At 71.8% G+C, this 22,551-nt stretch carries 15 protein-coding genes and 1 pseudogene; 11 read left to right on the forward strand and 5 right to left on the reverse strand.

Features of this window, described 5'->3' with window-relative positions; translation table 11 throughout:
• Positions 1-58 precede the first annotated feature (58 nt).
• Positions 59-1,765: pseudogene (locus tag ACIQZO_RS21970) on the forward strand (AAA family ATPase); the annotation flags it as partial.
• A 75-nt stretch (positions 1,766-1,840) separates the two neighbouring features.
• Here ACIQZO_RS21970 and ACIQZO_RS21975 read toward each other — a convergent pair.
• Positions 1,841-3,076, reverse strand: a complete 1,236-nt coding sequence (locus tag ACIQZO_RS21975; protein ID WP_403628520.1) for a PQQ-dependent sugar dehydrogenase — start codon at positions 3,074-3,076, stop codon at positions 1,841-1,843.
• Positions 3,077-3,203: 127 nt separating this feature from the next.
• Complete coding sequence (locus ACIQZO_RS21980) at positions 3,204-4,211, reverse strand: aldo/keto reductase (protein WP_403628462.1); 1,008 nt, start codon at positions 4,209-4,211, stop codon at positions 3,204-3,206.
• Positions 4,212-4,284: 73 nt separating this feature from the next.
• On the opposite strand from ACIQZO_RS21980, the gene ACIQZO_RS21985 reads away from it, so the two are divergent.
• The 6 genes from ACIQZO_RS21985 (at position 4,285) to serA (ending at position 14,081) form a co-directional block, all read left to right on the forward strand.
• Positions 4,285-5,232 carry a 2-hydroxyacid dehydrogenase gene (locus ACIQZO_RS21985; RefSeq protein WP_403628464.1) on the forward strand — a complete coding sequence of 316 codons (948 nt, stop codon included), beginning with the start codon at positions 4,285-4,287 and terminating at the stop codon, positions 5,230-5,232.
• A gap of 348 nt (positions 5,233-5,580) precedes the next feature.
• Positions 5,581-8,412 carry a putative bifunctional diguanylate cyclase/phosphodiesterase gene (locus ACIQZO_RS21990; RefSeq protein ID WP_403628522.1) on the forward strand — a complete coding sequence of 944 codons (2,832 nt, stop codon included), beginning with the start codon at positions 5,581-5,583 and terminating at the stop codon, positions 8,410-8,412.
• A gap of 204 nt (positions 8,413-8,616) precedes the next feature.
• Positions 8,617-10,503: an acetolactate synthase large subunit gene (locus tag ACIQZO_RS21995; RefSeq protein ID WP_403628466.1), complete on the forward strand. Its 1,887-nt coding sequence runs from the start codon at positions 8,617-8,619 to the stop codon at positions 10,501-10,503.
• Between the two features lie 32 nt (positions 10,504-10,535).
• On the forward strand, positions 10,536-11,060 hold the full coding sequence (ilvN, locus tag ACIQZO_RS22000; protein WP_267824446.1) for an acetolactate synthase small subunit: 525 nt from the start codon (positions 10,536-10,538) through the stop codon (positions 11,058-11,060).
• A gap of 144 nt (positions 11,061-11,204) precedes the next feature.
• Positions 11,205-12,206 (forward strand): ketol-acid reductoisomerase, encoded by a 1,002-nt coding sequence (gene ilvC, locus ACIQZO_RS22005; RefSeq protein ID WP_403628468.1) that lies wholly within the window; start codon positions 11,205-11,207, stop codon positions 12,204-12,206.
• A gap of 285 nt (positions 12,207-12,491) precedes the next feature.
• Positions 12,492-14,081 (forward strand): phosphoglycerate dehydrogenase, encoded by a 1,590-nt coding sequence (gene serA / locus ACIQZO_RS22010; RefSeq protein WP_403628470.1) that lies wholly within the window; start codon positions 12,492-12,494, stop codon positions 14,079-14,081.
• Positions 14,082-14,168: 87 nt separating this feature from the next.
• On the opposite strand, the gene ACIQZO_RS22015 is transcribed toward serA, so the two are convergent.
• Entirely contained in the window at positions 14,169-15,725 is a 1,557-nt protein-coding gene (locus ACIQZO_RS22015; protein ID WP_403628472.1) for an MFS transporter, read from the reverse strand.
• A gap of 90 nt (positions 15,726-15,815) precedes the next feature.
• Between ACIQZO_RS22015 and ACIQZO_RS22020 the strand changes: the two genes are divergently transcribed.
• Positions 15,816-16,394, forward strand: coding sequence for a TetR/AcrR family transcriptional regulator (locus ACIQZO_RS22020; protein WP_403628474.1), 579 nt, complete (start codon positions 15,816-15,818; stop codon positions 16,392-16,394).
• Between the two features lie 100 nt (positions 16,395-16,494).
• Here the strand turns inward: ACIQZO_RS22020 and ACIQZO_RS22025 are convergent, their stop codons facing one another.
• The gene (locus tag ACIQZO_RS22025) at positions 16,495-17,691 is read right to left on the reverse strand and encodes a PucR family transcriptional regulator (protein ID WP_403628476.1); all 1,197 of its coding nucleotides are present in this window, start codon (positions 17,689-17,691) and stop codon (positions 16,495-16,497) included.
• 160 nt (positions 17,692-17,851) lie between these two features.
• On the opposite strand from ACIQZO_RS22025, the gene ACIQZO_RS22030 reads away from it, so the two are divergent.
• The 3 genes from ACIQZO_RS22030 (at position 17,852) to ACIQZO_RS22040 (ending at position 21,591) form a co-directional block, all read left to right on the forward strand.
• Positions 17,852-18,778: a proline dehydrogenase family protein gene (locus ACIQZO_RS22030; protein WP_403628478.1), complete on the forward strand. Its 927-nt coding sequence runs from the start codon at positions 17,852-17,854 to the stop codon at positions 18,776-18,778.
• A gap of 31 nt (positions 18,779-18,809) precedes the next feature.
• Positions 18,810-20,441 (forward strand): L-glutamate gamma-semialdehyde dehydrogenase, encoded by a 1,632-nt coding sequence (gene pruA / locus ACIQZO_RS22035; RefSeq protein WP_403628480.1) that lies wholly within the window; start codon positions 18,810-18,812, stop codon positions 20,439-20,441.
• A gap of 250 nt (positions 20,442-20,691) precedes the next feature.
• Positions 20,692-21,591, forward strand: coding sequence for a hypothetical protein (locus tag ACIQZO_RS22040; RefSeq protein ID WP_403628482.1), 900 nt, complete (start codon positions 20,692-20,694; stop codon positions 21,589-21,591).
• Between the two features lie 192 nt (positions 21,592-21,783).
• Here the strand turns inward: ACIQZO_RS22040 and ACIQZO_RS22045 are convergent, their stop codons facing one another.
• Positions 21,784-22,485 carry a nitroreductase family protein gene (locus ACIQZO_RS22045; RefSeq protein WP_403628484.1) on the reverse strand — a complete coding sequence of 234 codons (702 nt, stop codon included), beginning with the start codon at positions 22,483-22,485 and terminating at the stop codon, positions 21,784-21,786.
• Positions 22,486-22,551: the final 66 nt, after the last annotated feature.

A 22,551-nucleotide genomic window follows, 5' to 3' on the forward strand; every position in this document is an offset into this window, starting at 1 on the left:
CTGACGCGTGAGCAGAGGCGCACCGGCGACGAGTGCCGCCGGGCAGGACGTCTGTGCGATGCTCGGCGGCGTGGAGAGCAGATCTGTCAGCCCGGTGTTCGTCGGCCGCGCCGACGAACTGGCCGTACTCACCGACGCACTGACCCGAGCCGCCGGCCGGGAACCGCAGGCGATGCTCATCGGGGGAGAGGCCGGAGTCGGCAAGACCCGCCTCACCGAGGAGTTCCTCTGCGAGGCGGACCGCCGCGGCGCCGTCGTCGCCGTCGGAGGCTGTGTGGAGATCGGGGCGGAGGGGCTTCCCCTCGCCCCCTTCTCGACGGCGCTGCGCGCCCTGCGCCGACTGCTGCCCGAGGAGCTGGCCGCCGCTACCGCCGGCCAGGAGGACGACCGCGACCCGCTGCGCGCCGCCTGGTTCTGGACCGAGCGCTCCCGGCTGATCGCCGGCCTCGGGCGCAGCGACGGCTGGGAGGAGATCGCCAGGGCGCAGGAACTCGTCCGGGGGCTGCCCCCGTCCCAGGTGCACGCCGAGGTCCTGGTCCGGGCCGCGGGCTGGGGCATGCTCCACAAGCCGGGCCCCGGCAACCTCGCCGCCGCCGAACGCGCCGTCGAGTACGCGCGCATGGTCGGCGCCGAGGAGACCGAGCTCAACGCCCGGATCACGGTGGGCTGCCTGCTCACCGACTCCGGCGATGCCGCGGGCGGCCTCGCCGAGATGCGCGCGGTCGGGGAAAGGGCCACGGAACTCGGGCTCACCCTGCTGGCCGGTCGTGCTCATATCAATCTCACCTCTCAGTTGGAAAGCCTGGGCCGGTCCCGCGAAGCCGTGGAACTGGCCGAACAAGGGGTCGAACCGGTCCGCAGGTCCCGGCTCCTGGACAGCGAGGCCTGGGTCTGCGGGAACATGGCCGAGAGCCTGTACAGCCTCGGCCGCTGGGACGAGGCCGCCGAGGCGGCCCGGCGCACCCTGCTCGTCGGCCAGAGCGCGGCGCCGCGCGGCTCCGCCTCCGCACGGCTGGCCTACCTGGCCCTGGCCCGCGGCGAGTTGACCGAGGCGGCCCACCAGCTCGCCGCGGCCCTCACCCACTTCGGCACCCACGAGACCCAGCCCCAGCACCGGATACCGCTGTCCCGCCTCACGATCGGACTGGCTGCAAGCGAGGGCCGGATCGCGGACGTCCGCACGGAGACGGCCGCGGCCGCCGCCTACGGATTCCCTCTCGGGCAGCACCGCTACGCCTGGCCGCTGCTGCTCGCCGCCGCCTCGGCGGAGGCGGACGCCCGGGGGCTGCCCGCCGCCGAGGCCGGCCGGGACGCCGCCCTCGCCGTGCTGCGCACCGCCGCCCGCTCCCTCGCCACCCCGGTCCCGGTGTGGACCGCCCACGCCGAGTACGTCCGGGCCGAGCTGCTGCGGGCCGAGGCCCGGGACACCCTCGCCGACTGGGTCGCCGTCGAGCGGGCCGTCCGCCCGCTGGAGCGCCCGTACCTGCTGGCCAGGGCCTGCCACCGGCTCGCGGAGGCCCTACTGGCCGCCGGCGACCGGGATCCCGCGGCCGCCCTGCTCCGCGAGGCCTACGCCACCAGCGAGCGGATCGGCTCACGCAGGCTGCGCGAGGACCTGGCCCTGCTGGCCCAGCGCGCCCGGCTTCCGCTGACCGACACCGGGTCGCCCGCCGGCCCGCCCGCACCCCGGACCGACCCGGTCGAGGCGCTCGGGCTGACCAGCCGCGAGCGGGACGTGCTGCGCCTGGTGGCGGCCGGCAGCACCAACCGGAAGATCGCCGAGGAGCTCTTCATCTCCCCGAAGACGGCCAGCCCTTCGGCCGCTATCGGGGACTGCTGGTCACCGCACCGTCAGGGTCAGGATCCGGTCGTCGCCCGACTCCGGCGACCCACGTCCGTCCGTCTCGCTCGTGACCAGCAGCATGCGGTCCCCGCCGAGGGGCACCACCGTCCGCAGCCGTCCGTACCGGCCCTCCAGGAAGGCCTCCGGCTCGGCCGCCAACTGCGCACCGGCCAGGGGGATCCGCCAGAGCCGCTGTCCCTTCAGCCCGGCCATCCAGATGGAGCCCTCCGCCCAGGCGATCCCGCTCGGCGAGGCCTCGTCCGTCTTCCACACGGCCACCGGATCCCGGAAGCCGGGCCTGCCGGCCTTCCCCTCGGCCTCGGGCCAGCCGTAGTTGGCGCCGGGCTCGACGAGATTGAGCTCGTCCCAGGTGTTCTGGCCGAACTCGGCCGCCCACAGCCGCTTGTCCTTGTCCCACGCGAGGCCCTGCACATTGCGGTGCCCGTAGGAGTAGACGACGGAGTCCGCCTCCGGATTGCCCTGCACCGGATCCCCGTCCGGGGTCATCCGCAGGATCTTGCCGCCCAGCGACTTCTTGTCCTGTGCGAGCCCCTTGTCGCCGGTCTCGCCCGTCCCCGCGTAGAGCATCTTGTCCGGGCCGAAGGCGATCCGGCCGCCGTTGTGGATGAGGCCCTTGGGTATGCCCCGGAACACCGTGTCCGGCGCGCCCAGTTGCTGTCCGGGTGGTCTCTGCTCGTCATAGCGCAGCCGGGCGATGCGGTTGTCGGACTCGGTCGTGAAGTACGCGTACACCAGCCGGTCCGACGCGAAGTCGGGCGACAGGGCGAGGCCCATCAGCCCGCCCTCCCCGCCCGGGGCCACCCCCGGCACCTTGCCGATCTGCGTCACCTGGCCCGAGCCCGCGGCGACCCTGCTGATCGTCCCCTTGTCCCGCGAGGCGACGAGCAGGTCCCCGCCCGGCAGGGGAGCCACACCCCACGGCGACTCCAGTCCCTTGGCGACCTCGCCGGTCACCGTCACCGTCCCCTTCGCGGGCGGTCCCGTGGGCTCCGCCGAGGCGGACGGTCCCCCCGAGGGCCCCGGTGACCCCGATCCGGCCGCGGCCTTGCCCGGTGGAGAGCCGCTTGGCCCCGCGTCCGGGGCGCTCTGCGGCGCGCATCCCGCCGTCAGCAGGGCGCCGCAGCCGGCCAGCGCCAGCGCCGCCAGCACACCCCGGCGCCGCCCGCCCGCGCCCACCGACCCCGCCTGCCCGGGAGAACTTCCGTATCGCATCGCCCTGCTCCCTTCCGGTCCTCCGATCCTGCCTTCCATCTGTCTCAACAGCTTCGGCAGTTCCCGAAGTTCCACCACTCGTACACTCGATCGAGTGGTCGTGGAGCCGGCCCGTTCCGGCCCCGGGTCAGTCCCAGGCTCCCACTTCGACCGGGAGGGCCGCGATCTCGACCAGGTCCCCGGCCGACAGCCGGACCTCCGCCGCCCGCGCGTTCTCCGCCGCCCACGGCGCCCGGTCGGCCCCCGGCACCGGCACCACGTGCGGACCCTGGGCCAGTACCCACGCCAGCGCCACCTGCGCGACCGTGACCTGCGGACCGTGCCGCCGCGCCACCCGCCGCAGCCCCGCCAGCAGCACCTGGTTCGACGCCATCGCCTCGGCTGTGAACCGCGGATGCCGGGCCCGCACGTCCTGCGGCTCGAAGCCCTCGCCCGGCGTGAGCGTCCCCGTGAGGAACCCGCTGCCCAGCGGCATCGCCGCCAGGAACCCCACCCCGCGCGCCGCGCACCAGGGCAGCAGCTGCCAGGCAGCCTCCGGCGACCACACCGACAGCTCCGCCTGCACCGCGCTCACCGGGAACACCTGCTGCAGCCGCTCCAGATGCCGCAGCGTCGTGCGGTACCCCCGGTCCCCGCTGCGCCCCGCCCCCGGCCCGGCCCCCGCGCCGAGCGCGCAGAAACCCAGCGCCCGCACCTTGCCCGCGCCCACCAGCTCCGCCATGGCGCCCCAGGTTTCCTCCACCGGCACGTCGGGATCCACCCGGTGCAGCTGGTAGAGGTCTATGACGTCGGTCCGCAGCCGCCGCAGCGACGCGTCGCAGGCCCTGCGCAGATAGCCGGGCCGCCCGTCGGCGACCACGTGCTGCTCACCCGCCCGCAGTCCCACCTTGGCCGAGACGAACGCCTCGGACCGGCGATCCAGCAGCACCCGCCCCAGGAGCAGCTCATTGGTGTACGGCCCGTACACATCGGCCGTGTCCAGCAGGTTCGACCCCAGGTCCAGCGCCGTGTGCACGGCGGCCAGCGACTCGTGCCCCCGCCGGCGCGAAGGCGCGTACGCCCAGCTCATCGGCATACAGCCGAGGCCCACGGCGCCCACGGTCAGCGCTCCCGCCCCGATCGACCTGCGCTCCACCCCTGCGTCCCCCTCCGGCTCCGGCCCTCAAACTAACGGCTTGATCCGGATGCCTTGGCATAGCCTCGTGATCATGACTGCAATGACCCCGGATGTCTGGCTTCCGTTCCCCGCCGAGGAGATCGAGGGCCTCCCCGATTGCTTCCGGTACCGCCTCTGGGACGGCGAGGACGCCTTCCCGGCCGATCCGGCCGACTGCGTCTTCTACGTGGCGCCCTACATGAAGTCCGCCGAGGTCACCGTGCGCCCGCTGGCGGCGATGCCCGCCGTCCGGGTCGTCCAGACGCTGACCGCCGGAATCGACCACGTCCTGGGCGGCCTCGGCGACCTGCGCCCCGGCGTCCGGCTGTGCAACGCCGTCGGGGTCCACACGGCCAGCACCGCCGAGCTCGCCCTCGCGCTGACCCTCGCCTCCCTGCGCGGCATCCCCGGCATGGTCCGCGGCCAGGACCGGGAGGAGTGGCGCTCCGGGTTCTACGACGCACTCGCCGACAAGTCGGTTCTGATCATCGGCTACGGATCCATCGGCTCGGCCGTCGAGGACCGGCTCGTGGCCTTCGAGGTCGGGCCGGTCGCCCGGGTGGCGCGTACGGCGCGGGCCGGCGCCCGCGGGCCCGTGCACGCCCTCGCGGATCTGCCGGCGCTCCTGCCGTCGGCCGATGTGGTGATCCTCGTGACCCCGCTGACCGAGACGACCCGCGGCCTGGTCGGCGCCGACTTCCTCGGCCGGATGAAGGACGGCGCCCTGCTGGTGAACGTGTCGCGCGGGCCCGTCGTCGACACCGAAGCCCTGCTGGCGGAGGTGGAGTCGGGCCGGTTGTGCGCGGCGCTGGACGTCACCGACCCGGAACCGCTGCCCGCCGGTCACCCGCTCTGGCATGCTCCGAATGTCCTGATCACACCTCATGTCGGCGGCAGCAGCTCGGCGTTCGAGCCGAGGGCCAAGCGGCTGCTGGCCCGCCAGCTCACCCGGTTCGCGGCCGGAGAGCCGGTGGAGCACACGGTGTTGATCACCGCGTGACGGGCGACGCGCACGCTCCGCAGTCACCCGAATGCGCTCGGTGCGATCAACTCCCCAGTCGGTAACGGAGAGTAGAGGGACTATGCCCCTGAGTGACGAAAGTGGTGTATCGTCCGGAAGAAGGGGCTGCGCCGCGAACGTCTGGCGCTGGGGAGTGATCGGACACTTTGGGGGGCGACGGGCGATGTACGGCCAATGGACGAAGGATCCGACGCGGCACAGCCGCCGGAGGCGACGCTGCCGAAACTGGGCTGCACCCGAACCAGCCGGCGAGGGGGGCCGGTGAGCACCCCGGGGGTGGCGCTCCTGAACCGGCCGTCCGTCTCCGGCGGAGGCAAAGGTCTGGCGATGCAGCTGCTCCTCGCGGTGGTCAGCGGCGGGTACGCCGTGGGCGCCGCCCTCAACTGGGGCTCGGAGGAAGTCGCCGAGATCATGGGCGACTTCGGGCTCAGCGCGGCCGGCCTGCTCGCCGCGGTCTCCTGCTACTCCTACGCGAGGGCGATCGACAGCCGCGAACGCCCCGCCTGGCTGCTTTTCGCCTTCTCCTCCCTCATGGGCGCCTGCGGCAACGCGGTCTGGGGCTGGTACGAGGTGATCCTCGGCGAGGAAGTGCCGAAACCCTCGCTCGCCGACTTCGCCTTCCTCTGCTTCGCCCCGCCCGCCATCGTGGGCCTGCTCGTCCTCGCCAAACGCCCGGTCACCCGCGCCGGCTGGGTGTGCCTCGGACTTGACTCCTGGCTCATCGGCGGCTCCCTGCTCACCCTCTCCTGGAGCCTGGCCCTGGCCCACGCGGCGCGGACCGCCCAGTCCGGCGCCCCCGGCAGCGTCCCGCGCGCCGCGCTCTCCCTCGCCTATCCACTCCTGGACATCGCGCTCGTCTCGATGGTCCTGGTGCTGCACTTCCGGCGCAGCGAGACCAACCGCTCCGCCGTCAACACCGCCATCGCGGCACTGGCCCTGACCGTGCTCAGCGACGCCCTGTTCACCTCGCCCCTGCTCAGCGCCGAATACCAGTCCGGACAGCTGCTCGACGCCGGCTGGTTCGCGGGCTCGCTGCTCCTCGCGTACGCGCCCTGGGGCGCCCGGCGCCTGCACCCGGGCCCGGAACCGGCCGGGCGCCCGCGCGCGGACCGGACGCACAGCCGCCCGATCACCGGCTCCCTGCCCGCCCTCACTCCGTACCTCGCGGCGGCCGTCTGCACCCTCGGCATCCTCTACAACGTCGTGGACGGCCGGAAGGTGGACCGGATGGTCGTCTTCACCGGCTGCACGGTCGTGCTCGCCCTCGTCATCCGCCAGGGCATCATGCTCCTCGACAACATCGCGCTGACCCAGGAACTGGCCCAGAAGGAGAACCACTTCCGCTCCCTGGTGCAGGGCTCCAGCGACGTCATCATGATCGCGGCCCCCACCGGAACCCTGCGCTACGTCAGCCCCGCCGCCGCCGGGGTCTACGGCCGCGAGGCGGAGGAGCTGGTCGGCTCCGAGCTCGCCACCCTGATCCACCCCGACGACCTCGGCCGGGTGGTCCACGAGGTACGCCGCTTCCTCGCCGCACCGCCCACCGAGGAGCCCACCACCCGCATCGAGTGCCGCTTCAAATCCGGCGGCGGCGAGTGGCTCAATGTGGAGTCCACCGTGAACCGCCACCAGGGCGGGCTCATCCTCAACAGCCGCGACGTCACCGAGCGGGTCCGGCTCCAGGCCCAGCTCCAGCACAGCGCCGAGCACGATCCGCTGACCGACCTGCCCAACCGCGCGCTGTTCACCCGGCGCGTGCGGCAGGCCCTGAGCGGACGGCGGGCGGGCGACCACAGCACCGCCGTGCTCTTCATCGACCTCGACGGCTTCAAGGCCGTCAACGACACCATCGGCCACCAGGCCGGTGACGAGCTGCTCATCGAGGCCGCGCGCAGGCTCCAGGACTCGGTCCGGGCCGGGGACACCGCGGCCCGCCTCGGCGGCGACGAGTTCGCCGCGCTGATCCTGGGTGACGGCAGCCGCGACCCCGGCGCCCGCGAGTACCAGGTGCGCGAGATCGCCGACCGGCTGCGCACCACTCTCGCCCAGCCGTACCGGATCGGCGGCAGCGAGGTGCGGGTCGCCGCGAGCATCGGCGTGGCCTTCGCCGACCCCGGCATCACCCCTTCGGACCTGATGCGCAACGCGGATCTCGCGATGTACCGGGCCAAGGCGGGCGGCAAGGACCGGGTCGAGATGTACGCCCCGCAGATGCAGGCCGAGGTGGTGCGCAAGGCCGAGCTGGCGGGCCGGCTGCGGACCGCGCTGCACGAGGGCGAGTTCGCCCTGCTGCACCAGCCCGTGGTCTCGCTGACCACCGGGGAGGTGGCCGCTGTCGCCGCGCAGGCCCGCTGGCGCTCCGCCCAGGGGATCCTCTTCACCCCGGCGGAGTTCCTGCGGGTCGCCGAGTACAGCGAGGGGGGAGCGGGCGGTGCGGGTGGCCACGGCGCCGCCGGCCAGGACGCCTCGCGCACCGCCGAGCTGGGGCGCTGGCTGCTGGAGCAGGCCGTGGGGCAGGCCGCCGACCGGCACCGGGCCGGGCACGACGTCCCCGTGGCCGTACGGATGACCGCCCAGCGGCTCCTGGACCGGTCCATGCCGCTCGGCGCGGTGGAGGCCCTGCTGACCCGGCACGGACTGCCCTCCGGGGCCCTCGTGCTGGAACTCGCCGTATCCGATCCCAGAGTGCCCTTCGACGACCTGGAGCGCCGCCTGGCGGCCCTGCACCGGCTCGGGGTGGGTATCTCCCTGGACGGCTTCGGCAGCGGCTACGCGGCCATCAGCGCCCTGCGCCGCCTCCCCGTGGACATGCTCAAGCTGGACCGGGGCCTGGTGGAGGGGGTGGTCGAGTCCGCCCGACTGCACAAGATCACAGCCGGTCTCTTGCGGATCGCAAACGACCTCGGCATGCGGTCGGTGGCGGACGGGGTGGACCTGCCCGAGCAGGTCCTGGCGCTGCGCGCGATGGGGTGCACGCACGGCCAGGGAATGGCCTTTTCCGGACCGCTCGACGAGTACAGGCTGCGCCGTGCGCTGGTGCGCGGTACGTTCCCAGTGCCGGGCGGAGCGGCCCAACCAGCACTGGCCGGCGGCTCCCCCGGGGGGTCGATGGCCCTGCGCAGAGGCTCACATAATGAGACGCCCGTCCCACCTACTTGACATCACCCTCCCGCCAGAGGGAGGGTCAGTGCCATGCGCACCCGAATTCTCGTACTTGGAAAGCGCGTCGGCTGAAGCCGGGACCTGCATGTCCCCGCTCAACACCCCCGACGCGCTCCCCTCGCTTGCCTCCTGGCACGAGGGGTTTTTTGTTGCACTGGCACAGAGTCGAATCCGCGTAGAACCCTCAGCTTCGAGAAGAGAATGCCGATGACCGAGCAGGCCACCGGGGCCCACCATCCGCAGCCGCGGCCCCGTTCCGGCGGACAGCAGTCCGCCGCAGTTGAGCACGTCACGGGTGCGCAGTCCCTCATCCGCTCTCTCGAAGAGGTGGGGTGCGACACCGTTTTCGGTATTCCGGGCGGCGCCATCCTTCCCGCGTACGACCCGATGATGGACTCGAAGAGGGTCCGTCACATCCTGGTCCGCCACGAGCAGGGGGCCGGCCACGCCGCCACCGGCTACGCGCAGGCCACCGGCAAGGTCGGCGTCTGTATGGCCACGTCCGGCCCGGGCGCCACCAACCTGGTCACCCCGATCGCCGACGCGCACATGGACTCCGTCCCGCTCGTCGCGATCACCGGCCAGGTCTCCTCCAAGGCGATCGGCACCGACGCCTTCCAGGAGGCGGACATCGTCGGCATCACGATGCCGATCACCAAGCACAACTTCCTGGTCACCAAGGCCGAGGACATCCCGCGGACGATCGCCCAGGCCTTCCACATCGCGGCCACCGGCCGCCCCGGCCCGGTCCTGGTCGACATCGCCAAGGACGCCCTGCAGGCGAAGACCACCTTCTCGTGGCCGCCCACCCAGGACCTCCCCGGTTACCGGCCGGTCACCAAGCCGCACGCCAAGCAGATCCGCGAGGCCGCCAAGCTCATCTGCCAGGCCAAGCGCCCGGTCCTGTACGTCGGCGGCGGCGTCATGAAGTCCGGCGCGACCGCCGAGCTGAAGGTCCTCGCCGAGCTGACCGGCGTCCCGGTCTGCACCACCCTGATGGCGCTGGGCTCCTTCCCCGACAGCCACCCGCTGCACGTCGGCATGCCGGGCATGCACGGCAGCGTCACCGGCGTCACCGCGCTGCAGAAGTCGGACCTGCTGATCGCGCTCGGCACCCGCTTCGACGACCGCGTCACCGGCAAGCTGGACAGCTTCGCCCCCTTCGCCAAGATCATCCACGCCGACATCGACCCCGCCGAGATCGGCAAGAACCGCGCGGTCGACGTCCCGATCGTCGGTGACGCCCGCGAGGTCATCGCCGACCTGATCCAGGCCGTCCAGGCCGAGCACACCGAGGGCAACGCCGGCGACTACACCGCCTGGTGGAACGACCTCAGCCGCTGGCGCGACACCTACCCGCTGGGCTACGACCTGCCCGCCGACGGCAGCCTCTCGCCCCAGCAGGTCATCGAGCGGATCGGCGCGCTCGCGCCGAAGAGCACGATCTTCGCGGCGGGCGTCGGCCAGCACCAGATGTGGGCCTCGCACTTCGTCAAGTACGAGGAGCCCCGCACCTGGCTGAACTCCGGCGGCGCCGGAACCATGGGCTACGCGGTCCCGGCCGCGATGGGCGCCAAGGTCGGCATGCCCGAGCGCACGGTCTGGGCGATCGACGGTGACGGCTGCTTCCAGATGACCAATCAGGAACTGGCCACCTGCGCCCTGAACAACATCCCGATCAAGGTCGCGATCATCAACAACGGTGCGCTGGGCATGGTCCGCCAGTGGCAGACCCTGTTCTACAACCAGCGGTACTCCAACACCGTTCTGCACGCCGACGAGACGGGCCACGGCACCGTCGGCTCCCAGCTCGGCGAGTCGATCGCGCCCCGCAAGGGCACCCGCGTCCCGGACTTCGTCAAGCTGTCGGAGGCCATGGGCTGCGTGGCGCTGCGCTGCGAGGACCCGGCCGACCTGGACAGGGTCATCGCCGAGGCCAACGCGATCAACGACCGTACCGTCGTGGTCGACTTCATCGTCCACGAGGACGCCATGGTGTGGCCGATGGTCGCCGCCGGCACCTCCAACGACGAGGTCATGGCAGCCCGGGGCGTCCGTCCCGACTTCGGCGACAACGAAGACGACTGAGCCGAGAGAGCCCGAGAGAGAGAACGCCCCACATGTCCAAGCACACGCTCTCCGTCCTGGTCGAGAACACGCCCGGCATCCTCGCCCGGATCGCCGCGCTGTTCTCCCGCCGCGGGTTCAACATCGACTCCCTCGCGGTCGGCGTCACCGAGCACCCCGACATCTCCCGCATCACCATCGTCGTCAACGTGGAGGACCTCCCGCTCGAGCAGGTGACCAAGCAGCTGAACAAGCTGGTCAACGTGCTCAAGATCGTCGAGCTGGAGTCCCACAACGCCATCGAGCGCGAGCTCGTCCTGGTGAAGGTCCGCGCCGACAACGAGACCCGCTCGCAGATCGTCGAGATCGTCCAGCTGTTCCGTGCCAAGACGGTCGACGTCTCCCCGGAGGCCGTCACCATCGAGGCCACCGGCGGCACCGACAAGCTCGGCGCGATGCTCAAGATGCTGGAGCCCTTCGGCATCAAGGAGCTCGTCCAGTCCGGCACGATCGCCATAGGGCGTGGCGGCCGGTCCATCACGGACCGCAGCCTGCGCGCGCTCGACCGCAGCGCCTGACGCCGGGCCCGACCGCCCGGACCGGCACAGCGGACACGTAAGCCGGGTCGGACACGCTCTGCTCGCATAGCGAGACCGAGAAACTCAGATTCCGTTCCCCGCCGTACGGTGGGAGCAACACCAGCGCACCAAGGAGATATCCCAGTGGCCGAGCTGTTCTACGAGAACGACGCCGACCTGTCCATCATCCAGGGCCGCAAGGTCGCGGTCATCGGTTACGGCAGCCAGGGCCACGCCCACGCGCTGTCGCTCCGTGACTCCGGCGTCGACGTCGTCGTCGGTCTGAAGGAGGGCTCGAAGTCCAAGGCCAAGGCCGAGGAGCAGGGTCTGAAGGTCGTCCCCGTGGCCGAGGCCGCCGCTTGGGCGAACGTCATCATGATCCTCACCCCGGACCCGCTGCAGGCCGAGATCTACGAGGAGTCCATCAAGGAGCACCTCGAGGAGGGCGACGCGCTCTTCTTCGGTCACGGCTTCAACGTCCGCTACGGCTTCATCAAGCCCCCGGCCAACGTGGACGTCGCCCTGGTCGCCCCGAAGGGCCCGGGCCACCTGGTGCGCCGTCAGTACGAGGAGGGCCGCGGCGTTCCGTGTATCGCCGCCGTCGAGCAGGACTCCACCGGTTCCGCCTTCGCGCTCGCGCTCTCGTACGCGGCCGGTATCGGCGGCACCCGCGCCGGCGTCATCAAGACCACCTTCACCGAGGAGACCGAGACCGACCTGTTCGGTGAGCAGGCCGTCCTCTGCGGTGGCGCCTCCGCCCTGGTCAAGGCCGGTTTCGAGACCCTGACCGAGGCCGGCTACCAGCCGGAGATCGCGTACTTCGAGTGCCTGCACGAGCTGAAGCTCATCGTGGACCTCATGTACGAGGGCGGCCTGGAGAAGATGCGCTGGTCCGTCTCCGAGACCGCCGAGTGGGGCGACTACATCACCGGTCCCCGCGTCATCACCGACGCCACCAAGGCCGAGATGAAGAAGGTCCTCGCGGAGATCCAGAGCGGCGAGTTCGCCAACACCTGGATGGCCGAGTACAAGGCCGGCCTGCCGAAGTACAACGCGTACAAGAAGGCCGACGAGGAGCACCTGCTGGAGACCACCGGCAAGAAGCTCCGCAAGCTGATGAGCTGGGTCGACAACGACGAGAGCTGATCTCGTGACGGCGGGGCCGGGACACCTGGAGTCCCGGCCCCGCCGTGCATCACCGGACGGGTTTTCGCGCCGGGAGACCGGCCCCGGGAGGCGCGGCTTGTCCACCCTGGCCAACCACGGACGGGTGATCCTTCCGTACAGGCGGAAATCCGGCCCGTCAGCGCCACTACACTGCTCAACACATACGCGTCAGGCCCACAGTGTCGTGCGTCTTCCACGCGGCTACCCCCTCCACCGCCTGCGGCCGTCGGGACGGCCGTCCGCACTGGACTTGTGAGGACCCACGTGAGCTCGAAACCTGTCGTACTCATCGCCGAAGAGCTGTCGCCCGCCACCGTGGAGGCGCTCGGCCCCGACTTCGAGATCCGCCACTGCAACGGCGCCGACCGCGCCGAGCTGCTGCCGGCGATCGTCGACGCCGACGCGATCCTCGTCCGCTCCGCCACCAAGGTCGACGCCGAGGCCATCGCCGTGGCCAAGAAGCTGCGGGTCGTCGCGCGCGCCGGTGTCGGTCTGGACAACGTGGACGTCTCCGCCGCCACCAAGGCCGGCGTGATGGTCGTCAACGCCCCGACCTCGAACATCGTGACCGCGGCCGAGCTCGCCTGCGGCCTGCTCGTCGCGACCGCCCGCAACATCCCGCAGGCCAACACCGCCCTGAAGAACGGCGAGTGGAAGCGGAACAAGTACACGGGTGTCGAGCTCAGCGAGAAGACCCTCGGCGTCGTCGGCCTCGGCCGCATCGGCGTCCTGGTCGCCCAGCGCATGTCGGCCTTCGGCATGAAGGTCGTCGCCTACGACCCCTACGTACAGCCCGCGCGCGCCGCCCAGATGGGCGTCAAGATGCTGGCGCTGGACGAGCTCCTCGAGGTCGCCGACTTCATCACCGTGCACCTGCCCAAGACCCCCGAGACCCTCGGTCTCATCGGGGACGAGGCCCTGCACAAGGTGAAGCCGTCCGTCCGCATCGTCAACGCCGCCCGCGGCGGGATCGTGGACGAGGCCGCGCTGTACACGGCCATCAAGGAGGGCCGCGTAGCCGGCGCCGGTCTCGACGTGTACGCGAAGGAGCCCTGCACGGACTCCCCGCTCTTCGAGCTCGACCAGGTCGTCTGCACCCCGCACCTCGGCGCGTCCACGGACGAGGCCCAGGAGAAGGCCGGTGTCTCGGTCGCCAAGTCGGTGCGCCTGGCCCTCGCCGGTGAACTCGTGCCGGACGCGGTCAACGTCCAGGGCGGCGTCATCGCCGAGGACGTCCGTCCGGGCCTCCCGCTCGCCGAGAAGCTCGGCCGCATCTTCACCGCCCTCGCGGGCGAGGTCGCGGTCCGCCTCGACGTCGAGGTCTGCGGCGAGATCACCCAGCACGACGTCAAGGTGCTGGAACTCTCCGCCCTCAAGGGTGTCTTCGAGGACGTCGTCGACGAGACGGTCTCCTACGTCAACGCCCCGCTGTTCGCGCAGGAGCGCGGCGTCGAGGTCCGGCTGACCACCAGCTCGGAGTCCCCGGACCACCGCAACGTGGTGACCGTGCGCGGCACCCTGTCGGACGGCTCGGAGGTCTCGGTCTCCGGCACGCTCGCGGGCCCGAAGCACCTTCAGAAGATCGTCGGCATCGGCGAGTACGACGTGGACCTGGCGCTCGCCGACCACATGGTCGTGCTGCGCTACACCGACCGCCCCGGCGTGGTCGGCACCGTCGGCCGCGTGCTCGGCGAGGGCGGTCTGAACATCGCGGGCATGCAGGTCGCCCGTGCCGAGGCGCACGGCGAGGCGCTCGCCGTCCTCACCGTCGACGCCGCCGTACCGGCGGAGGTCCTCGCGGACATCGCCTCCGAGATCGGCGCCGTCTCGGCGCGCACGGTCAGCCTCGCCTGAGCCCGCCAGGGTGACGACGTGACGGAAGGGCCCGGGGAGACCCCGGGCCCTTCCGCGTTCGGCCGGCGACGCGCCGCCGCGAGCGATTCAGTTGTACGTCGCCTCGTGGAGGCGGTCCCCGGCCCCTGATGCGGGCTCCGCCGCGGGCGGGGCGGGTGCTTCGATCCCCCGCATCACAGCGGCGGCGAGCACGGCCGCCCCGAGCAGCAGCGCCGCACCGCCCCAGGCCGCGTACTGCATTCCGTGGACGAACGCCTCCCGGGCCGCGGCCAGGACCTGCTCGCCGGCCGCGCCGCCCACCTGGTGGGCGGTGGCGACGGCCCCGCCCAGGGTCTCCCGTACCGCGGGCTCGGCGCCGGAGAGGTCGCCGCGGTAGACCGCGGTGCCCAGGCTGCCGAGGACGGCCATGCCGAGGGCGCCGCCGAACTCCGTGCCGGTCTCCAGCAGGGAGGCCGCGGAACCGGCCTTCTCGGCGGGGGCCGAGGCGAGCGCCATGTCGGCGACCAGGGACAGCACGGCGACGATGCCCGAGGCCAGCACCCCGGCGCCGGTCAGGATCAGCCACAGGGAGTCGGTGTCCACCAGGCTGATCAGGACGAAGCCGGCGGCGGCGAGGACGAACCCGCCGGCGATGGCGTAGGCCCGGTCCAGCTTCTGGGCCAGGGCGGCGGAGACCGGGGCCGCGGCGCCGATGACGACCGAGGGGGCGAGGCTCCACAGGGCGGCTTCCAGGGTGCCCATGCCGAGCACCGACTGGAGGTACTGGGTGGTGAAGTAGGCCGAGCCCATCATGGCGAACGCGGCGACGCTGTTCAGGCCGATGCCCGCCCCGAATCCGCGGCCCCGGAAGAGCGCCCGGCTCACCATGGCGTCCTCGCGGGAGCGCTGGCGGCGGACGAAGACGTACCCGAAGGCCAGGCCGGCGGCGAGGCTGACCAGGTAGAGCGGCTCGAACCCCTCGGCGGCGATCTCCTTGAGTCCGTAGACGACCGGCAGTACGGCCGCCATGGACAGCGGCACGCTCAGCAGGTCGAAGCGGCCGGGGGCCGGGTCCTTGAACTCCGGTACCAGGAGCGGGACCAGGAGCAGCAGGAGCAGCATCGCGGGCACGTTGACGAGGAAGACGGAGCCCCAGTACCAGTGGTTCAGCAGCACCCCGCTGAGCACCGAGCCGAGGGCGATGCCGCCGGTCATGGCCCCGGACCAGATGGCGATGGCCTGCCCGCGCTGCTTGTCGTCCTGGAAGAGGTTCCTTACGAGGGCCAGCGTGGACGGCATCAGGGTCGCGCCGCCGACGCCGAGCAGGACACGGGCCGCGATGAGCATCTCGGCACTGGTGGCGAAGCCGGCGCCGATCGAGGCGAGCCCGAAGGCGGTCGCGCCGATAAGGAGCAGCTTGCGGCGGCCGATCCGGTCGCCGAGCGAGCCCATCGTGATCAGCAGGCCGGAGAGGGCGAAGGCGTAGCTGTCGAAGATCCAGAGCTGTTGGGTGGAGCTCGGGTGCAGCTGGTCGGTGATGGCCGGGATGGCGAAGTAGAGGACGGAGACGTCCATCGAGACCAGGAGCAGCGGCAGCAGGAGGACGGCGAAGGCGGTCCATTCGCGGCGGCCGGCACGGCGCGCTGTGGCAGCGGGGTTTGTCATGAGCAGGAACGTACAGACGTATTAAACGTTTGTCTATGACGAATGTGTGGGACTGTTGTCTTGGACGCTTGTCTTGCTACCGTGGGGGACATGGGACATCGCGAAGATCTGCTCGAAGGCGCCAAGAAATGCCTGGTCGAGAAGGGGTTCGTGCGCACGACCGCGCGCGACATCGTCAGTGCCTCGGGGACCAACCTGGCCTCCATCGGCTACCACTACGGTTCGAAGGACGCCCTCCTCACCGAGGCCTTCATCGGACTGATGGAGGAGTGGGGCGCGGTCTTCCAGTCCGGCCTCGCCGGTGAGGGCGGATCGCTGGAGCGCTTCCGGGCCCTGTGGGAGGGCGTGCTGGCCCAGCACGAGAAGTCGGGTCCGATCTGGGCGGCCAGCCTGGAGGTGGCTCTCGGAGGGGACCGGCGGCCGGAGTTGCGGTCGAGGCTCGCGGCCTCGCAGGCCGAGGCGCGCCGGGGGCTGATCTCGATGCTCACCGACACCCCGGAGGACCGGCTCGACGAACGGGACGTCCGGACCCTGGGCGGTTTCTACCAGGCCCTGTTGAACGGCCTGATGATCCAGTGGCTCTTCGACCCCGAATCGGCGGCCACCGCCGAGGAGTTCACCGAGGGAATGCGCCGCGCCGCCGAGGCGATGACCCGGACCCGGGACTGACCGGAGCCGGAACCTCCGTCAGGCCGCGCCCTGTCCGAGTCCTGCGGCGCCGGCTGACCGCCCCGCGTCGGCCCGGGTCCCGTCGGCGGGACACGACGGGTTAGGCCAGGCGGGAGGCCTTCAGGGCCATGTGGAGCAGCAGGCGGTCCTCGCCCTCGTTCAGGTCGAGGCCGGTCAGCTGCTCCACCCGGCCCAGGCGGTAGTAGAGGGTCTGGCGGTGGATGCCCAGGGCGGCCGCCGCGCGGCCCGCCTGGCCGGCGCAATCCAGGAAGACCTCGGCGGTGCGGGCGAGTTCGCGGTGGGCCGGGGTCAGCAGGGTGCGGGCCGCCGGGTCGTCCACGGGGTCGGTGGCGAGGCTCGCCAGCAGCCGGTACGGGCCGATCGTCGACCACTGGGCGACCGGGCCGAGCCGGGGCTGGGCGACGGCCGCCCGGGCGGCGGCGACGGCCTGCTCCCAGGCGGCGGGCAGGTCCGCGAGGCCCCGTACGGGGTCGGCCACGCCGGCCGTCACCCGGGGGCCGGTGGCGGCGCCGCCCGCCGGGTCCGCCGCGCGCGGCAGCAGCCTGGTCACCGCCGCCAGGGCCGGGGTCAGCGCGTCCGTCGAGCGCAGCCGGAGCAGTACCGCCAGGGCCGCCTCGCCCGCCGGCTCCGCACCGGGCCCGGCCCCGATCCGCTGCGGCACGACGCACACCGCCGCCGCGCCCGGTACCGAGGCCGGAGCCTCCCCGGGCCACGGCGTCACGCAGACCGCCGCGTGCGGTCCGTCCCCGCCGGGGCCGAGGGCCACCCGTAGCGCGGACACCGCCATGTCCTGCTGCCAGCCCCGGCCTGCCGTGAGCACCGCAAGGAACTCCCGCGACAGGTCGGCCCCGGCCTTCGCCTCCTCGGCGAGCAGCACCCCGATCCGCTGGGCCACCTCCATGGCCGCGTCCAGCGCCGCCGGCCCCGGCCCGGGCAGGCCGGGCTCCTGGTCCAGCAGCCATACGTAGCCCTGCACGATGCCCCGGTACCGCACGGGCAGGCAGATCCGCCCCCGGAACACCCCCGCGTCGGGCGCGGCCGGGATCCGGACCGGGCCGGTGGCACGGGCGATGCCGAAGCCCTCGAACCAGGACCGGACGTCCGCCGTCGACTGGCGCGTCAGGATCGAGCGGGTCCGCACGGGATCCATGGCAGCGTCGTCGTCGCTGTCGTGGGCGCCGAAGGCGATCAGCCGGAAGTCCCGGTTCTCCAGGGTCGCCGGGGCGCCGAGCAGCGCGGAGATCTCGTCCACCAGGTCCTGGTAATCGCCCTTCACGCCGACATTCTCCCACTCCGACGGGCGCCCTTCAGACAGATGTATGAGATCCGGGACACGGATGCGTGACAGCTGTCGATGGCAGAGGATCGAAGCGATCCTTAGGTTTCACGGTGGTTTCACTTGCGCTTTTCTTCTGCCACCCGCTGGAGGTGCCCCCGTGCTGGGTCCCGTGATTCTCGCCGCTTCGCGCAGCGACAAGATGCGTCGTATCGTCTCCGCCGCCCCGGTGACCAAGCCCGTGGTGAACCGGTTCATCCCCGGCGAGACCGTCGACCAGGTCATCCCGATCGTCGAGGAGCTCACGCGGGCCGGCCTCGAGGTCACCCTCGACGTGGTGGGCGAGGACATCACCGAGGTGGAGCAGTCCCACGCCGCCCGGGACGCCTACCTCCAGCTCATCGAGCGGCTCGCGGAGCTCGGCCTCGGCGAGAAGGCCGAGATGTCCGTCAAGCTGTCGATGTTCGGCCAGGCGCTGGAGGACGGCCACGAGCTCGCCCTCGCCAACGTCCGCCCGGTCGTCGAGGCCGCCGCCGCCATCGGCACCACCGTGACGCTCGACGCCGAGGACCACACCACCCTCGACTCGATGTTCGCCATCCACGAGGAGCTGCGCCGCGACTTCCCGCAGACCGGCTGCGTGATCCAGGCGTACCTTTTCCGTACGGAGGCCGACGCCCGGCGCCTGGCCGCCGCCGGCAGCCGCGTGCGCATCGTGAAGGGCGCCTACAAGGAGCCCGCCGAGGTCGCCTACCAGGACAAGGCGGAGATCGACAAGGCGTACGTCCGGATCCTGAAGACCCTGATGGACGGCGAGGGCTACCCGATGATCGGGTCGCACGACCCGCGCCTGATCGCCATCGGACAGGAGCTCGCCCGCAAGGCCGGGCGCAAGCTGGACGAGTACGAGTTCCAGATGCTGTACGGCATCCGCAGCGAGGAGCACCTGCGGCTCGCCGCCGAGGGGCACCGGATGCGCGTCTACACCGCGTACGGGACGGACTGGTACGGCTACTTCATGCGCCGCCTCGCGGAGAAGCCGGCCAACCTGCTCTTCTTCGTCCGCTCGATGATCACCAAGAACTAGCCAAGAACTAGGTCAAGGAGTTACCAGCCCCATGGATGCTGTGACCCAGGTCCCCGCTCCGGTCAACGAGCCGGTCCACTCGTACGCCCCCGGCACCCCGGAGCGCGCGCGCCTCGAAACGCAGCTCAAGCAGCTGTCCGAGAACCCGATCGACCTTCCGATGACGATCAACGGCGTCAAGCGGATGGGCGGCGGCGAGCGCTTCGACGTGGTCCAGCCGCACGACCACAAGTCGGTGCTCGGCACCTACGCGAACGCCACCGAGACCGACGCGCAGGAAGCGATCGACGCCGCCCTGGCCGCCGCCCCGGCCTGGCGCTCGATGTCCTTCGACGACCGCGCCGCGATCATCCTGCGCGCCGCCGAGCTGCTGTCCGGCCCCTGGCGCGAGAAGCTCGCCGCCTCCACCATGCTGGGCCAGTCGAAGACCGCGCAGCAGGCCGAGATCGACACCCCGTGCGAGCTCGTCGACTTCTGGCGCTTCAACGTCCACTTCGCCCGCCAGATCCTCGCCGAGCAGCCGGTCGCGAACTCCGCCGGCGTGTGGAACCGCAGCGACCACCGCCCGCTCGAGGGCTTCGTCTACGCGATCACGCCGTTCAACTTCACGGCCATCGCGGGCAACCTGCCGACCGCCCCCGCCCTCATGGGCAACGTGGTCCTGTGGAAGCCCTCCCCGACGCAGACCCACTCCGCGATCCTCCTCATGGAGCTCCTGGAGGAGGCCGGCCTGCCCAAGGGCGTCATCAACCTGGTGACCGGCGACGGCATCGCGGTGTCCGAGGTGGCCCTGAACCACCCCGAGCTGGCCGGCATCCACTTCACCGGCTCGACCAAGACCTTCCAGTACCTGTGGAAGACGGTCGGCAACAACATCGAGAAGTACAAGTCCTACCCGCGGCTGGTCGGCGAGACCGGCGGCAAGGACTTCGTCGTCGCGCACCCGTCCGCGGACCGCGCCGTCCTGAAGACCGCCCTGACCCGCGGTTCCTTCGAGTTCCAGGGCCAGAAGTGCTCGGCGTCCTCGCGCGCCTACGTCCCGGCCTCGATCTGGAACGACGGCTTCAAGGAGGCCTTCGCGGCCGAGGTCGACGGCATCGCCATGGGTGACGTCCGCGACCTGACCCACTTCATCGGCGCCGTCATCGACGAGCGTTCGTTCGCCAAGAACAAGGCCGCCATCGACCGCGCGATCGCCGACCCGACCTGCGAGATCGTCGCCGGTGGCACCTACGACGACTCGGAGGGCTACTTCGTCCGCCCGACCGTCATCGCGTGCACCGACCCGGAGAACGAGGTCTTCACGACCGAGTACTTCGGCCCGATCCTCGCCGTGCACGTCTACGAGGACGCTGACTTCGACGTGATGCTCGCGCAGATGGAGTCCGTCTCGGCGTACGCCCTGACCGGCTCGATCATCGCCGCCGACCGTTACGCGGCCGCGGACGCGATGGAGAAGCTCCGCTTCGCGGCGGGCAACTTCTACATCAACGACAAGTCCACCGGCGCCGTCGTCGGCCAGCAGCCCTTCGGCGGTGGCCGCGCCTCGGGAACGAACGACAAGGCGGGCGCCGCGTCGAACCTGATGCGCTGGACCTCGACGCGCTCCATCAAGGAGACGCTGGTCGCGCCGACCGACTACGCGTACCCCCACATGGGCTGATCCGGCCCCGCACAGCCCCCGCCCCCGCTCCGGTACCCCCAAGTCCGGAGCGGGGGCGGTCTTCATTTCCCCGACCCGCAACTCCTGCTAGCCTGAAAGCAGTTGTCGTGTACGGCGACACGCTCCAGTACTCGGGCCCGGTGACCCGAGGGAGCGAAGGGCTCTCGCGAGTTCCCGTGCGGGGTGGGATGTTTGCCAGGAGATACGAGACCTCTACGCGTCCGTGCCGGGACGACGCCCGGGGAGACGTATGTCCAGGCGCACCGACAACCGCCACCGCGTGGCGACCATCTGCCGTGAGGCCACCGGCCTGCCGCATCGCACCTGCCTCGATTGGGCCGAAGCCGGACTGATCACCCGCCACCGACCGGTGCCGGAGCCCGAGGACGGGGCGCAGCGCGCCTTGGAGTCGCTCATGGTGGCCGAGCTCGCCGACGGGCTCAGGGAACGCGAGCGCCTCGACGGGGCCCTGTTCGGTTTCACCGCCGCCCGGCCGTCCCCCACCGGTCTGACCCTCGCGCTGCATCCGGCGATGGCCGACCGGGTCCTTTCCACCGTGCTGCCGCGCATCGACCACCAGTACGGCGGACTGCGCGGGGTACCGGGGCTGCGCATCGCCGCGACGGGCCGGGGCTGGACGCTGACCCAGGTGCAGGGCCGGGCGGCGGTGGCGCTCGTGCATCCCGATCCGCACTGGAGCCCGGCGCTGCCGGAGCACGGCGACGGACTGACACAGGTGTGGCGGCGAAACCGCCACCGCCTGCAGCCCGCCGAGGCGGCGGAGCTGGAGGAGCGCGTCGGGGCAGGGGGCGATCCCGGATCCGTCGGGGCGCAGGACTGGCTGAACAGCAGGCTCCTGAGGCGCCCACGGCTGCTGGGCGCCGCCGGCGCCGCGCACGGATCGGCGAACGTGTACACCCACGGCGGCGGGGACGTGGTCGTCGAGTGGTGCTGCGGCGTGGAACGGGAGGCACTCGAGCGGCGGCTGCGTCGCAGCGGCCTGGCGCAGCCGCCGGACCGGATCGCCGAGAGGCTGCGGGACCAGCCGTGGTTCCCCGGCGAGATCGCGATGGGCGGAGCCTTCGTCACCCTGCGGCGCGGGCCCTGCTACGCACCGGAGGCCGCGGCGAGGAGGGCGAGCGGATGCTGACCGCGGCGATCGTGACGGCGGCTGTGCTCGGGGTCAGCAAGGTCGTGCGGGACTGGCTCATCCTGCGGCAGGTGCGGGCGGCCATGGAGGCGGGCACGGCGCAGGACCGGGTGCGGATCGGGATGCGGCTCGCCGAGGCGCTCGGCGGCGGGCAGTCCGGGCCGCCCCCGGAGCCGCCCGCCGGGGAGGTCGTCACACCTCGACGATCACCTGGTCCAGGGACTTGCGCAGGAGGTCCGGGACCTCGCAGTCGCCCGCCGGGTAGCCCACGGGGATGACGGCGAAGGCCTTCTCGTTCTCCGGGCGGTTCAGGACGTGACTGAGGAAGCGCATCGGGCTCGGGGTGTGGATGAGCGCCGCCAGCCCGGACAGGTGCAGGGCGGACAGGAGCATGCCGACCGCGATGCCGACCGACTCGTCCACGTAGTAGTGCTTGTGCTTCGTGCCGTCCGGGCCGAGCCAGTAGCGCTGCTGGAAGACCACGATCAGCGCCGGGGCGTCCGTCAGGTGGGTCTTCACGGCGTCCGTGCCGATGGGGCGCAGGGCGGCGAGCCATTCGTCGCCGAGGCGGCCGTCGTAGGACAGCTGCTCCTCCTGCTCGGCGGCCGCGCGGATCTGCTGCCGCACGACCGGGTCCTTGACCAGGACGAAGGTCCACGGCTGCTGGTGGGCCCCGGAGGGGGCGGTCGCCGCGCACGCGACGGCGTCCCGGACCACCTGCTCCGGTACCGGGTCGGGGGAGAAGTGGCGTACGGTCCGCCGCTCGTCCATCCGGGCCCGCAACTCGGCGGCGCGCGCCAGGGATTCGCGCTGCGGCATCCGCTCGGGGCGGTAGGGGGCGGGACGGTACGGCTGGCCGTGGATCGGGGTCCACTGCTGGGTGTTGGGCGACATGGGCCGAGTCTGCCCAGGCACTGGTCCAGACCGCTAGAGCCGCTTCGGCCGATGGCGGCCGGTGTG

The organism is Streptomyces sp. NPDC097617 (genome assembly GCF_044761485.1).
GTDB lineage: Bacteria > Actinomycetota > Actinomycetes > Streptomycetales > Streptomycetaceae > Streptomyces.